The organism is Oceanobacillus damuensis, assembly GCF_001618145.1.
Lineage (GTDB): Bacteria > Bacillota > Bacilli > Bacillales > Amphibacillaceae > Oceanobacillus > Oceanobacillus damuensis.
Genome location: NZ_LQNF01000041.1, coordinates 1 through 13,646 on the forward strand (window position 1 = coordinate 1; position 13,646 = coordinate 13,646).

At 39.7% G+C, this 13,646-nt stretch carries 14 protein-coding genes; 10 read left to right on the forward strand and 4 right to left on the reverse strand.

All coding sequences use genetic code 11. The features are described from left to right. Positions 1–484: 484 nt before the first annotated feature. The 5 genes from A4245_RS17470 (at position 485) to A4245_RS17485 (ending at position 2,647) form a co-directional block, all read left to right on the forward strand. A complete protein-coding gene (locus A4245_RS17470) occupies positions 485–1,078 on the forward strand; it encodes a TlpA family protein disulfide reductase (RefSeq protein ID WP_067730294.1) in 594 nt (197 codons plus the stop codon). 60 nt (positions 1,079–1,138) lie between these two features. Continuing rightward, the gene (locus tag A4245_RS19830) at positions 1,139–1,285 is read left to right on the forward strand and encodes an FbpB family small basic protein (RefSeq protein ID WP_084268856.1); all 147 of its coding nucleotides are present in this window, start codon (positions 1,139–1,141) and stop codon (positions 1,283–1,285) included. Between the two features lie 101 nt (positions 1,286–1,386). Continuing rightward, complete coding sequence (tlp, locus tag A4245_RS17475) at positions 1,387–1,620, forward strand: small acid-soluble spore protein Tlp (RefSeq protein WP_067730296.1); 234 nt, start codon at positions 1,387–1,389, stop codon at positions 1,618–1,620. A gap of 302 nt (positions 1,621–1,922) precedes the next feature. Further along, positions 1,923–2,348, forward strand: coding sequence for an acyl-CoA thioesterase (locus tag A4245_RS17480; RefSeq protein WP_067730297.1), 426 nt, complete (start codon positions 1,923–1,925; stop codon positions 2,346–2,348). Next, positions 2,348–2,647 carry a hypothetical protein gene (locus A4245_RS17485; protein WP_067730299.1) on the forward strand — a complete coding sequence of 100 codons (300 nt, stop codon included), beginning with the start codon at positions 2,348–2,350 and terminating at the stop codon, positions 2,645–2,647. The genes A4245_RS17480 and A4245_RS17485 overlap by 1 nt, the downstream gene beginning before the upstream one ends. Positions 2,648–2,698: 51 nt before the next feature. Here the strand turns inward: A4245_RS17485 and A4245_RS17490 are convergent, their stop codons facing one another. The 4 genes from A4245_RS17490 to plsY form a co-directional block, all read right to left on the reverse strand. After that, positions 2,699–2,986, reverse strand: coding sequence for a HesB/YadR/YfhF family protein (locus A4245_RS17490; RefSeq protein WP_067730301.1), 288 nt, complete (start codon positions 2,984–2,986; stop codon positions 2,699–2,701). Positions 2,987–3,013: 27 nt separating this feature from the next. Further along, positions 3,014–3,247, reverse strand: coding sequence for a membrane protein insertion efficiency factor YidD (gene yidD / locus A4245_RS17495; protein WP_067730305.1), 234 nt, complete (start codon positions 3,245–3,247; stop codon positions 3,014–3,016). Between the two features lie 7 nt (positions 3,248–3,254). Next, on the reverse strand, positions 3,255–4,190 hold the full coding sequence (gene folE2, locus A4245_RS17500) for a GTP cyclohydrolase FolE2 (RefSeq protein ID WP_067730307.1): 936 nt from the start codon (positions 4,188–4,190) through the stop codon (positions 3,255–3,257). Between the two features lie 122 nt (positions 4,191–4,312). Then, complete coding sequence (gene plsY, locus A4245_RS17505) at positions 4,313–4,894, reverse strand: glycerol-3-phosphate 1-O-acyltransferase PlsY (protein ID WP_067730309.1); 582 nt, start codon at positions 4,892–4,894, stop codon at positions 4,313–4,315. A 784-nt stretch (positions 4,895–5,678) separates the two neighbouring features. Between plsY and A4245_RS17510 the strand changes: the two genes are divergently transcribed. The 5 genes from A4245_RS17510 to parC all read left to right on the forward strand — a co-directional run bounded on the left by A4245_RS17510 (position 5,679) and on the right by parC (position 13,512). Beyond that, entirely contained in the window at positions 5,679–6,743 is a 1,065-nt protein-coding gene (locus A4245_RS17510; protein ID WP_067730311.1) for an ABC transporter ATP-binding protein, read from the forward strand. After that, positions 6,743–8,269: an ABC transporter permease/substrate-binding protein gene (locus tag A4245_RS17515; RefSeq protein WP_067730313.1), complete on the forward strand. Its 1,527-nt coding sequence runs from the start codon at positions 6,743–6,745 to the stop codon at positions 8,267–8,269. The genes A4245_RS17510 and A4245_RS17515 overlap by 1 nt, the downstream gene beginning before the upstream one ends. 32 nt (positions 8,270–8,301) lie before the next feature. Then, entirely contained in the window at positions 8,302–8,718 is a 417-nt protein-coding gene (locus A4245_RS17520) for a CoA-binding protein (RefSeq protein ID WP_067730315.1), read from the forward strand. A 284-nt stretch (positions 8,719–9,002) separates the two neighbouring features. After that, positions 9,003–10,964 carry a DNA topoisomerase IV subunit B gene (gene parE / locus A4245_RS17525; RefSeq protein ID WP_067730317.1) on the forward strand — a complete coding sequence of 654 codons (1,962 nt, stop codon included), beginning with the start codon at positions 9,003–9,005 and terminating at the stop codon, positions 10,962–10,964. 100 nt (positions 10,965–11,064) lie between these two features. After that, complete coding sequence (gene parC / locus A4245_RS17530) at positions 11,065–13,512, forward strand: DNA topoisomerase IV subunit A (protein WP_067730319.1); 2,448 nt, start codon at positions 11,065–11,067, stop codon at positions 13,510–13,512. Positions 13,513–13,646: the final 134 nt, after the last annotated feature.

Below are 13,646 nucleotides of genomic sequence, written 5' to 3' on the forward strand. Positions count from 1 at the left end.
ATTCTAAGAAAAACGGCGTAAACAAGAGAAAACGTTAGTATATAGAGGGAGTATAAATTTTGGCAGCAATTAACCCTTACACATAAACAGCCGCGTCCAGCTACGGTTCCTAGAAACTCCCGTCATAAGCAAGGGACATTCCAAGCGCGAAAACCATGCGCTTTCCAGTCCCTTGCTAGCGTTGAGTTTCTGAACAGTCACCTTCGCTTTTGATCGTCCAGCTCCAGCGCCTACCCCCTCGAGGTCTTGAGTAGAAACTACCTGCGGCAAAGAACGCCACTGGTAGTTTCTACTTAAGCTTGTCGGGGGTGATCAAGGCGCTTGCGCTTTTGTTCTCCAAGTACTATTAATTGCCCAAGGACATAAATGTTTTAAAAATAAATGACTATTTTTAAAACATTTGGCTGCGTCTCTTTACAAATGGACTATTAATACTTACGATAAGAATGAAGTACTATTATGCTCATTATGGGGGAAGAAAATCTTGTTTAAAAAGATGTTCGGCGTTACTTTATTAATAGTGTTAGCTGGAATTATAATCGGGAATTTTATTGAACAGCAGATTGAGAAGAATGCAGAGCCTAATATATATAATGTAACTGGTGATCCAAATGCAGAAGGGGGAGCAATAGCCCCACCCGAAAGTACAGGAATAGAGCCAGGAGAAGCAGCACCTGATTTCGAATTGGAAACGCTTGATGGGGGCCAATTAAAACTGTCGGATCTCCAAGGTAAAAAAGTAATTATAAATTTCTGGTATACCTGGTGTCCGCCTTGTCGCGAGGAAATGCCGGAAATGCAGAAGTTTTATGAGGAATACGGTGATGAAGTGGAGATAGTTGCGGTAAACTTGACAGATATGGAAAAGAACGAACAAGATGTACATGATTTTATCGAAGAATTTTCATTTACTTATACGATTCCTTTAGATCACGGTTCCCATGTATCTGACCAGTATAAAGTTTACGCTGCACCGACTTCCTATTTTATCGGTACTGACGGAACCGTTCAACAGCCGAGATGGATTGGACCAATGGAATACGAGTTTATGGAAGAAATGGTTCATGAATTAAATTAATTTATTTATTATAAAATTTTCCGTTTTTGGTAATACTCTTTTTAAAAAGGGTGAATTGCCATGTCTCTTAAAAAGAAGCTTAGTTTTGATGAATTAGTCGCAGAAAACAGAAAACAGATTCTACAGGATCGAAGGATTATTGAAAAAATCGAAAACAGTATCGATTCGCGAATGTATGAGTCGTTAAAAAAAGCAAATGAGAACTGAGCAATTGCTGCATTCCAATATTTTGGAATGCAGCAATTTTTGTATAGGAATTGAATTTAATGAAAAAATAAGCTTATTCTATTACAGAAAGGAGTATCTACATGCCACATAAACAAAATAAACCGAAACCTGATGATCGCAGTGATAATGTAGAAAAGTTACAGGATATGGTTCAGGACACCATTCAAAATATCGAAAAAGCCCATGAAACCATGCAATTCACAAGTGGTCAGGAGAAAGAGCAGATTATCGCCAAAAACAAGCGAAGAGAAGAAGCTATCGAAGGATTTCGCAAAGAAATTAAAGATGAATATTATCATAACCAAAATGATTAAACATATAGAGACACCTCAAATCATTTCGATGACTTGAGGTGTTTTATTTAATAAATAAGTGAAATTTTTGCTCATAAACAGCCACGTCCAGCTCCGGTTCCTAGAAACTCCTGTCATAAGCAATGGACATTCCAAGCGCAAAAACCATACGCTTTACAGTCCCTTGCTAGCATAGAGTTTCTGAACAGTCACCTCCGCTTTTGATCATTCAGCTCCGTCTGGAACCAGTGTCGAATATTGCAATGATTTATTAATTTTATGATAGGATTAAGAGAGCATAGAAAAAATAGGGGGAAGTTGCATTGCTGAAAGTAAGAACACCAATTGAAGTCAGATACCAGGAAACAGACCAAATGGGAGTCGTATATCATGCGAACTATTTAGTTTGGTTTGAAATTGGTAGAACCAAATATATTGAAGAATTAGGATTGAGCTATGCTGAAATGGAGAAGCATCATGTTGTCTCACCTGTTCTTGATGCCCGGCTTACGTATAAAAAACCAGTCAGATACGGGGAAGAGGCATTCGTGGAAACATGGCTGAAAGAATATGACGGCATAAGGACCGTCTATGGATACGATATTATCGATGCCCAAGGTGAAATAGCTGTTAGTGGGTATACCAAGCATACTGTTGTCAAAAAAGATTCATTTCGGCCTATCTCTTTAAGAAGATCGTTCCCTGACTGGCATAAAGCTTATTTAAAACAAATCGAAGGAGAAAAATAATGGCTTTTGGATTAAAGAGAAGTGATTTGCTTTCATGGAAGAGAAACGTCGAAAATGGAGAAATAGACTTTTTAACCCATTATTGGCTGGATGACCGATTCCCTGGCTGTAAAACAGTCACAAAGGTAGGCTGCAGTGATTTGGAGAAACTGAAAGAGTGGGGTAAGACATATGGTCTTAAGGAACAGTGGATTCATAAAGACGAACAATACCCACATTTTGATTTATTCGGTGAATCCCAGAAGCATATCTTACAAAAAGAGAACAAGTGGGATCAAATAGAAAGATTTAAATTATAAAAAGGCGTCGAACTGACGCCTTTTTATACAGAATCTAAAATGGATAAATGATCAGACATATTTCAAAACGGGTTCATTGCGGACATCATCATATTCTATCGCTAAATCACTTTCTTCAAAGTACCACAGGTCAGAATCTTCAATGTAAAATGTTATCCCTTCGACAGTTGCAGAAGTGTGGACGGATTGTGGATGATCTTTCTTTATCCCTAGAGAAAATCCAGGAATCTTTCCACCGACTCCTCCATATCTGACAAAAAAACGTACATCTTCAGATTCTTCAATATCCAGTTCCTCTTTATACCAAATGGCTGCTTTATTACTGATATCAAGTTTCATTTGAGCAACTCCCTTTCAGGTTTGAAATCACTTGTTGCGTTTCCTCGGTCTTTCTGGTACAAAGTCCACGCCACCAGGGTGAAAAGGATGGCATTTGCTGATTCTTCTGATCGTTAAATAAAATCCTTTCATTGCTCCAAATCGTTTGAAAGCCTCAAGTCCGTATTCCGAACAGGTTGGATGAAATCGGCATGTTGAAGGTGTAAATGGACTTATTGCAGCGCGATAAAATTTAATGATGCCAATAAATATGAATTTCATCTCTTAATTACTCATTTACTGCGGCAAGTTTATCATATTTGATTGATGCGATGGCATCATGCATGTGTATGGATTCTTCATTTCTGCATGAGACCTGAAACTTCGTGACAAAGGGCATTTCATACAGATCGGCAGCAACAAGGCGAACGATATCCTCTACAAAGCGTGGATTTTCATACGCATGTTCGGTAACCATTTTTTCATCCGGGCGTTTAAGCACAGGATGGAGCCTAGCACTTGCATTGCTTTCAGCTGCTTCCAGAAGTGCCTCTTTCCAATCCATCCTTTTCTCATCAAAATCATCAGTTAACGTAATTTCCATCATTACTTCTCCGCGCTGATTATGTGCACTATACTCACTTATTTCCTTGGAACATGGACATAATGTAGTGATGAGGGCGGATAGGGAAACTGTCGCCGAATAACCTTCAGATTGATCATAGGTTACTCGAATAGATGCTTCCGCATGATTTAGACCTGTCAGTCCTGAGTCCGGGCCCTTCCTTTCAAAGAACCAAGGAAAAGAAACTTCTATTGTTGCATCCTTTTGTTCAAGTCGTTCAGCCAATTCTTTCGTAAATTTATTCAGATTTTCGATCGTGACAGCAAAGCCGTGTTCATGATAATTATTCAATTGTTCCATAAAACGGCTCATGTTAGTTCCCTTACTTGTATTTGTCAGGCTGGATGAAAACTTGAATGTTCCTATACTTGTCTGGAACCCAGGATTTATATTACTTTCGATTACAATTGGATATTTAACGTTTGATATGCCGACAACATCAAGATCAAATAAGAAATCATTCATTGTATTTTGTAAGTCCGCCATTTGACTTTTCTCGACTGGTTTCGTCTTTTCAGCAGGCTGGACAGAACCGAATAATTTAAGTCGCTGTTCTTTTGTAGGTAATTGTTTTGTCGGGAGTATTTTGGTCTGCTGCATAGCATAGTCCCCTTTCTTGCGGTATATTGCTAACCTTAGCTATGCTAATGGTTATATAACTAATCTTAAGTATACTGAATGGACTATCAATATTCAATTCATTGGTCTTCACTGAATAATGATTACATCCATTTGATTTTTGGTTCGGTGCCATTTTTAATCCGTTTAATATTTTCCTTATGACGGTAAAAAACGAAAGCCGTCAGTATTGAAATGACGATTACGAGTCCTAGATCATTAAAGAATAAAGAGATCAATACACTTATGACTCCTGTGATCATTGATGAAAGGGACACATATTTGGATAAATACAAGCTGACTAAAAAGGTAGAGATCATAATGATAAACAATAAAGGATAAATCCCTAAAATAATACCGGCTGAAGTTGCAACAGCTTTTCCACCTTTAAATCTGGCAAAGATGGGATACGTATGGCCGATAACTGCAAAGATACCGATTGCCAAAAAGTAAATATCTGCCCCAAATGCTTGTGGAATCAAGGTAGCGGCAGTCCCTTTCAGAATATCTGCCAATGTGACGATCATCCCTGCTTTGAATCCGAGCACCCGGAAGGAATTTGTCGCTCCAAGGTTACCACTTCCATGCTCCCGTATATCGATTTTGTATCCAATCTTTCCGACGAGCAAAGCTGACGGAATGGATCCTAATAAATACGCTATGAGTGCGAATAAAAAATAATCCATTGTTCTTCCTACTTTCATAAGTAATAATTTGATACTTAACTTCCAATGGGAAGCTATATCGCTATTTTAGCACGAACTACTAAGATAAAGAACCTAAAAAATAATTTATGAAAGGCTCTTTTCGTTATCTTTGTTTCTTTATCCTCTACGCATTTGATATAAAATGCGAAGTAACTGTAGATTTATTCCCGAAAAACGTGCTTATGCTGCCGTCCGGGGCACTCCGGGCGGATGCTTTCCGCGGGCACGGCCTCAGCCTCCTCGAGAAAACCACTCTGCGGGGTCTTCGGACACGTGCTATTCCCGCAGGACAAGGAACGCTTCGTCAGCCTTCGCATCGCACGAAGAAAATTGGTTTGTATTTTTGAGGAGTCACCGCCCGGAGTAATCCCGGACTGGTGTAGTTGTAAGATGTTATTTTAGCTGTTATATATGAAATAATAATAAGCAATCCTCTAACCAGCTCGGGGAAATACACGGAGACTCCAACGGGAGAAAAGGCATAGGTGAGACACTGAAATGCGTAGCATGAAGGGGCTCACCAGCCGCCTTAGGATGCGCGCAGTGTATTTCACCGAGCGGTCGCCGAAGACGCTTATCCGACTTTGCATACTTCGTAGTTTACAGATTTTTGGGCAAAAGCAATATTTTACATGGAGACGAGCAGTGCAGTTCTGGCCTTCTAGGGAAAGGACATCTGTAAAGCTGTATGACGGGAAATATAAGTGTAATTGGTTTAGAATTAAAGGGAGGGGGTATTTTTAATAAAATAAGGAGGCCAGATATGATTGAATTTAAAAACGTGACCAAAGTATATGAAGATGGTACAGAGGCGATAAAGGATTTTTCTCTTGAAGTGAGAGAAGGAGAAATCCTTACCGTTATCGGACCAAGCGGCTGTGGCAAAACGACGACTATGAAAATGATAAATCGCCTGATAGAACCTACTACGGGATCTATATACATAAATGATAGAAACATAAAGGATTATAAAATCAATGAACTGAGATGGAATACAGGTTATGTCCTGCAGCAAATTGCTTTATTTCCTCATATGACGATTGGGGAAAATATTTCCATCGTGCCAGAGATGAAGAAGTGGAGTAAAAAGGAAACGACCAAACGCAGTGATGAATTACTGGAAATGGTCGGCTTGGACCCGTCCATATATAAGCAAAGAAAACCAAGTGAACTCTCCGGTGGCCAACAGCAGCGTATTGGTGTTATACGTGCATTGGCTGCAGATCCCGATATTATTTTAATGGATGAACCTTTTAGTGCGCTCGATCCTATAAGCAGGGTACAGTTGCAAGATGACATAAAGAAATTGCAGAAAGAGATCAAGAAGACGATTGTCTTTGTTACCCATGATATGGATGAAGCGTTGAAATTGGGTGCTCGTATCTGTTTAATGCAGGAAGGCAGGATCATTCAGCTGGGCGAACCAAAACAATTGATTACGAATCCGGAAAATGAGTTCGTCAAAGACTTCCTTGGAAATCGTAATTCACCATGGCAAATAACGGTTGACCATATCTCAGATAAAAATATAGATAATATCATCTTTGCTTCTACCTATCCTGCAGGCAATTATCCAACACAGGGAATTTACGTATTGGTGGATGAAAGCAATAATTTCGTAAAACTTTTAGTGAACGGAGAAACGGTAAATGGCAAAACCATTGAATATGATATGACTTTATATGATGCAACAGAACTCTTGGAAGACAGTGACCAACCACTCTTTCCAGTTTTGAAAGAACAAAAGGTGGTTGGTGTATTGACTTATAGAAGGATTTTCGGATATTTGAAAAGCAAAGCAGATAAAGAAAACGGGGTGATTCGCTAATGGACGAATTTATAACCGTTTTTCAAAATAGGCAGGATATGCTTCTTGAAACAACCCTGGAGCATTTGCAAATATCCATGGTTTCGCTGATTATCGCTATCGCTATTGCTGTTCCTCTTGGTTTATACCTGACAAGGTATCCTAAGGCAGCTGAACCTGTCATCGGTACTTCAGCTGTAATGCAGACAATTCCCAGTCTGGCAGTACTTGCTTTTTTAATCCCTTTCTTCGGTATTGGAACGACTCCAGCGATTATCGCACTTGTTTTATATGGCTTGCTGCCTATTCTGCGAAATACGTATACTGGCATAAGAGAGGTTGATCCAGCCCTGAAGGAAGCCGCCACAGGGATGGGGATGAATTCAATTAAACGTCTGACGAAAGTGGAGCTTCCGATTGCAATGCCTGTAATAATGGCTGGTATTCGGACCTCTATGGTACTCATTGTCGGTACAACAACAATAGCTGCCTTGATTGGTGCTGGAGGATTGGGAGAAGTCATCCTTTTGGGTCTGGATCGTGGAGCTGATATCAACCTGATTTTACTTGGTGCTATACCAGCCGCACTTCTGGCGATATTTTTGGATTTGATATTAAGAGTATTTGAAAGAATGTCAAAAAAGGCAGGAATTAAATCTTTTATTGCAATGCTGGTTGTAGCCGTACTTATTGTTGTGTCGCCTTTTATGTTTAATGGTTCAAAACAGCCCGATTTAGTAATTGGTGGAAAGCAGGGATCAGAACCGGAAATATTGATCAATATGTATAAATTATTAATTGAGGAAGAGCTGGATGTGAATGTAGTTTTGGAACCGAATCTTGGAAAGACTGCATTCCTATTCCGTGCACTGCAACAAGGGAGTATTGATATTTATCCTGAGTTTACCGGTACTGCAATTGTCACTCATTTGGAGGACCAGGCTGAAAGTAATAACGCCTGGGAAGTATACGAACAGGCTAGGCAAGGGATGAAAGAGGTTTATGGCATGGAATTCCTGGAACCAATGGAATTCAATAACACGTATGCAGTGGCCACCACAGAGGAAATGGCTATGCAGTACAACCTGCAGGAGATCGGTGATCTGAAGCAAATCGAAAATGAAATTACGGCAGGTTTTACACTGGAATTTAATGACCGTTATGATGGTTATGTAGGCATGCGTGAAGTGTATGACTTGAATATTGCTGATATTAAGACAATGGAACCAGGAATCAGGCAAAATGCTTTGTCGAATGGGGAAGTCGATGTGATTGATGCTTATGCTACCGATAGCTATATGATAGAATTGAATTTAGTGACACTTGATGATCCAGAAAATCTTTTTCCACCTTATCAGGGCGCACCATTAATGCGCCAAGATACATTGGAAGAATACCCGGAACTTGAAGCGATTTTAAATCAGCTGAGTGGAAAAATCACAGACGACGAAATGCGTCAAATGAATTACCAGGTGGACTATGAGGACAGATCTGCGAACGACGTCGCAAGGGAGTATTTAATTAACGAGGGTTTACTTGATAATTAAAAGTAAATACCCATTTAAAGGAGGATGTTAACATGTCTTGGCAAAACCCGGAAAAAGAAGAACTGAAACGTATTTTGGAATCGGCAGAAACAATTGCTGTCGTTGGATTGTCAGATAATCCTGACAAAACGGCCTATCAGATATCCAAGACTATGCAGCAAAACGGCTATCGAATCATACCAGTTAATCCTACAGTGGATGAAGTATTGGGTGAGAAGGCATACCCCACATTGAAAGATGTACCCGATAAAATCGATATTATTAACGTTTTCAGAAGACCGGAGCATTTACCGGACGTTGCCAGAGATGCGGCTGAAACTGACTGTAGAGTATTTTGGGCCCAGCAGGGAATTGTCAATGAAGAAGCCTATGATTATTTAAAAGAGCGAAATTTCAGTGTGATTATGGATTTATGTATTAAGGTGGTCCACGCCGTACTTGTAGATTAACGTATAAAAAAAGGTAAACTTGAAAAGAATGCCAGTGTTATGGCATTCTTTTTAAGTGTCTAAAATATGGAAGATATTGTCCAAATAGGGGAGAATCCAATATAAAAACGAATGTTATATGCAGAGAATCAGCAATTATAGTATACTTGGTAACATATTCTGCGTTAATATGATTTTTGTATAAGCACTTAAACGGAAACTATCAATTTACAACAGCGAACAATTGTTCTAATATATTAGATAGCATATGTTTTTTGTTAGGTTAGGGAAGGAGAAGATGACGATTGGCTAATGAATATCAATATTCGGACGATTCCATTCAGGTCCTGGAAGGTCTTGATGCAGTTAGAAAGAGGCCCGGTATGTATATCGGCAGTACAGATATCCGTGGTTTACACCATCTTGTATTTGAAATTGTAGATAATGCTGTTGATGAAGCTCTGGCAGGCTATGGTAATGATATAAAGGTATCGATACATAAAGACAATAGTATTTCTGTACAGGATAGTGGCCGTGGTATTCCTACCGGCATGCACAGTACTGGGAAGCCGACAACAGAAGTTATTTTTACCGTTTTACATGCGGGTGGAAAATTCGGACAGGGAGGATACAAAACGAGTGGAGGATTGCACGGGGTAGGTGCATCTGTTGTAAACGCCCTGTCAGAATGGCTGGAAGTGACTATTTTCCGTGACGGATTTACTTATTTTCAACGTTTTGAGAATGGGGGAAAGCCTGTTACTTCACTGGAAAAAAGAGGGCCAACGAGAAAAAAAGGTACGGTTATCCATTTTAAACCGGATCCAACCATATTTTCTGCAACAGTGTACAATTTCGAAACAATCTCAGAACGTTTACGTGAATCAGCATTTTTATTAAAAGGACTAAAAATAGAAATTATCGATGAACGGAATGATCAGAAAGAAATCTATGAGTTCCCTGATGGACTTGAATCGTTCATTACATACTTGAATGAAGAAAAAGATACGCTCCATCCTGTTGTTTCCTTTGAAGGGGAACAACAGGGATTAGAGGTTGAATTTGCATTTCAATTCAATGATGGCTACGCAGAAAGCATGCTTTCATTTGTCAATCATGTCCGTACAAGGGACGGTGGAACACATGAATCTGGAGCACGTACGGCTATAACGAGAACATTCAATGATTATGCGAGAAGAATAGGCCTGCTGAAAGAGAAGGATAAGAATCTGGAAGGAACGGATATTCGCGAAGGATTGACAGCAGTTGTCTCGGTAAGGGTTCCCGAAGATAAACTTCAATTCGAGGGCCAGACAAAAGGGAAATTGGGAACTTCGGAAGCACGCTCTGCCGTTGATGCCGTTGTTTCGGAAAATCTGAATTATTTTCTGGAAGAGAATCCGGACTTTTCAGGAATGCTGGTCAAAAAGTCGATTAAAGCAAAAGAAGCTCGTGAAGCAGCAAGAAAAGCTCGTGAGGATGCTAGGTCAGGCAAGAAAAGGAAAAGAAAAGATATCTTAAGCGGTAAGTTGACACCGGCACAATCCAAAAATCCGAAACGAAATGAACTTTATCTGGTGGAGGGAGATTCAGCAGGTGGTTCTGCAAAGCAAGGAAGGGATCGTAAATTCCAGGCAGTGCTTCCTTTGCGAGGTAAGGTTATCAATACGGAGAAAGCCAAGCTCCAGGATGTATTTAAGAATGAAGAAATTTCAACCATCATTCATACAATCGGAGCAGGTGTAGGCGGAGATTTTGATTTGGAAGATGTGCAGTATGACAAGATCATTATCATGACAGATGCAGATACAGATGGTGCCCATATCCAGGTACTTCTTTTAACCTTCTTCTATCGCTATATGCGCTCACTCGTTGAAGCTGGAAAAATCTTCATTGCATTGCCGCCACTCTTTAAAATATCCAAAGGAAAAGGAAAAAGCGAAAAAATCGTTTATGCTTGGGATGAGGAAGAGATGAAAACTGCTTTAAAACAGTTTAAAAATGGATATACCATCCAACGTTACAAAGGTCTTGGTGAAATGAATGCCGACCAGCTTTGGGACACGACCATGAATCCAGAGACCCGTACATTAATCAGAGTAACCATCGATGATATAGCAAGAGCAGAGCGTCGAGTGACGACATTAATGGGTGATAAAGTTGAGCCAAGGAGAAAATGGATTGAAGGACATGTGAAATTCGGTATGGAAGAGGACACAAATATACTCGAAAACGAAAAAATTCAGTCTGAGGATGAAAACCTTTAACATGGATACGATTCAGGCCAGTGGATTTTGATAGCATATTTGATTTATTAAACCGATCCCAAGTTGGAATGATGATCGATATAAGTAAGGGGGGATTGATTTGTCACAAACAGAAAAGTTTTTAGATCTTCCATTGGAGGAAGCGATTGGTGACAGATTTGGAAGATATAGTAAATATATCATACAGGACAGAGCTCTTCCGGATGCAAGGGATGGCTTGAAGCCTGTACAGCGAAGAATATTATATGCGATGCATGTAGAAAAGAATGCACATGACAAGCATTTCCGAAAATCAGCAAAAACGGTCGGTACCGTTATCGGTAACTATCATCCACATGGCGATTCATCTGTGTATGAAGCGATGGTCCGTTTGAGTCAGGATTGGAAATTAAGAAATGTGTTAATTGAAATGCACGGAAATAACGGAAGTATGGATGGTGATCCGGCCGCAGCAATGCGTTACACAGAAGCAAGACTATCCAGGATATCATCCGAGCTTTTACGTGATATTGACAAGGAAACGGTTGATTTTATTCCAAACTTTGATGAAACAACCGAAGAGCCTGTCGTATTACCAGCTAAATTTCCTAATTTGCTTGTAAATGGCTCAACTGGTATTTCAGCAGGATATGCAACTGACATTCCACCACATAATTTGGAAGAGGTAATTGAAGCGGCAATCATGAAAATGGATAAGCCTGATGTAACAGTACCAGAATTGATGAAAGTGATTAAAGGTCCTGATTTTCCTACAGGAGGAATTATCCAGGGTGTAGAAGGTATCAGAAAGGCATATGAAACCGGACGCGGAAAGATTATTGTCAGAGGTAAAGCAGAAATTGAAACCTTGCGCAGTTCCCGCGAGCAAATCGTTATAACTGAAATTCCATATGAAATCAATAAAGCCAGCATGGTTAAAAAAATGGATGAGCTGCGTATCGACCGCAAAGTGGAAGGGATAGCTGAAGTCAGAGATGAATCAGACCGTACAGGATTGCGTGTAGTCGTCGAACTGAAAAAAGAAGCCAACAGTGAAGGTGTCCTGAATTACTTGTACAAGAATACAGATCTGCAAATAACCTATCATTTCAACATGGTAGCCATACAGGATAAAACGCCGAAACTGCTCTCTTTACCACAAATGCTTGAGGCGTATATTTCCCATCAGAAGGATGTAGTAACAAGGCAAAGCAAGTTTGATCTGAAAAAAGCTAGAGATCGGGCCCATATTGTTGAAGGACTTATCAAAGCAATTTCCATTCTCGATGAACTGATTGCAACCATACGTGCATCAAAGGATAAAGCAGATGCAAAACAAAGGATCATTGCAGCTTATGCGTTTACAGAAGCTCAGGCAGAGGCAATTGTCATGCTCCAATTGTACAGATTGACCAATACGGATATCACGCAGTTGGAAAAAGAAGCTGATGAACTGAGAAAAACAATTACAGAGCTGGAATCCATTCTGAACAGTGAGAAAAAACTGCATCAAACTATCAAAAAAGATCTGAGATATATTAAAAGGACGTTCACTGAAAATAGACGTACCAAATTAGAAGATCAGATTGAAGAATTAAAAATAAATATTGAAGTTACTGTTGCAAGCGAAGATGTGCTGGTGTCTGTAACAAGAGATGGTTATATTAAACGTACCAGCCTCAGATCTTACAGTGCTTCAAATGGTGAGAACATGGCATTGAAGGAAAATGATTATCCAATTTCACTGTTGGAAGTGAACACGACCGACAATCTCTTGCTTTTCACCAATAAAGGCAAATATTTAATTACTTCTGTTCATGAACTTCCGGATATACGCTGGAAAGATATTGGCCAGCACGTGTCGAATATCGTCCAACTTGAAAAAGATGAACGTCTCATCCAATGTATTCCTGTTCGGGACTTTAATGATTCCAATGATTATCTGCTGTTCTTTACGAAAAATGGAATGGTTAAGCGAAGTGAGTTTCAATTATACGATTCCAACCGACGTTCAAAATCGCTCATTGCCTTAAATCTGAAAAAGGATGATGAGGTTGTAAGTGTATGTCAGACAGATGGTAATTCAGATGTCTTCATAGCATCCAACAAAGGCTATGGCTTATGGTACCACGAATCGGAGATATCAGTAGTTGGCCAGCGTGCTGCAGGTGTGAAGGCAATCTTGCTGAAAGATGATGAATATGTGGTCAATGGCCAGGTGTTCGATGATTTGACAGAACCATCACTGGCTATCGTGACGCAACGAGGTGCGTGCAAACGAATGAAATTGCAGGAGTTTGAGAAAACAAGCCGAGCTAAGCGTGGATTAATCATGCTTCGTGAATTAAAGAATAAACCGCATCGAATTAGGGGATTCTTTGTCCTTAATGAAAATGATACGATTTGCTTCCAGACAGCAAACGAAGAAATACATCATGTATTTCCACTTGAGCTGTCAGCCAGTGACAGGTACAGTAATGGATCATTTATTATCGACAGTGATAATCAGGGAGAAGTTACAGAGGTCTGGAAAGAAGCTGTGTACAAGAAACCATTCGATGAGCTTTAAAATTGAAGGCTCTTAACATATCTTTTGCAAGCCTAAAAAAAGAACAAATCCGAACTAATTCGAATTCTGACTAAAGAATTCTGAATCATGGTTCGGATTTTTCTATAACAAAACCACTTTTATCCCAGTCACTT

What these genes read in the sequence shown, in the direction of transcription:
- A4245_RS19830 (WP_084268856.1), top strand. Translation starts at nt 1,139, where the DNA reads ATGTCTCTTAAAAAGAAGCTTAGTTTTGATGAATTAGTCGCAGAAAAC.
- tlp (WP_067730296.1), top strand. Translation starts at nt 1,387, where the DNA reads ATGCCACATAAACAAAATAAACCGAAACCTGATGATCGCAGTGATAAT.
- A4245_RS17485 (WP_067730299.1), top strand. Translation starts at nt 2,348, where the DNA reads ATGGCTTTTGGATTAAAGAGAAGTGATTTGCTTTCATGGAAGAGAAAC.
- A4245_RS17490 (WP_067730301.1), bottom strand. Translation starts at nt 2,986, where the DNA reads ATGAAACTTGATATCAGTAATAAAGCAGCCATTTGGTATAAAGAGGAA.
- yidD (WP_067730305.1), bottom strand. Translation starts at nt 3,247, where the DNA reads ATGAAATTCATATTTATTGGCATCATTAAATTTTATCGCGCTGCAATA.
- folE2 (WP_067730307.1), bottom strand. Translation starts at nt 4,190, where the DNA reads ATGCAGCAGACCAAAATACTCCCGACAAAACAATTACCTACAAAAGAA.
- plsY (WP_067730309.1), bottom strand. Translation starts at nt 4,894, where the DNA reads ATGGATTATTTTTTATTCGCACTCATAGCGTATTTATTAGGATCCATT.
- A4245_RS17510 (WP_067730311.1), top strand. Translation starts at nt 5,679, where the DNA reads ATGATTGAATTTAAAAACGTGACCAAAGTATATGAAGATGGTACAGAG.
- A4245_RS17515 (WP_067730313.1), top strand. Translation starts at nt 6,743, where the DNA reads ATGGACGAATTTATAACCGTTTTTCAAAATAGGCAGGATATGCTTCTT.
- A4245_RS17520 (WP_067730315.1), top strand. Translation starts at nt 8,302, where the DNA reads ATGTCTTGGCAAAACCCGGAAAAAGAAGAACTGAAACGTATTTTGGAA.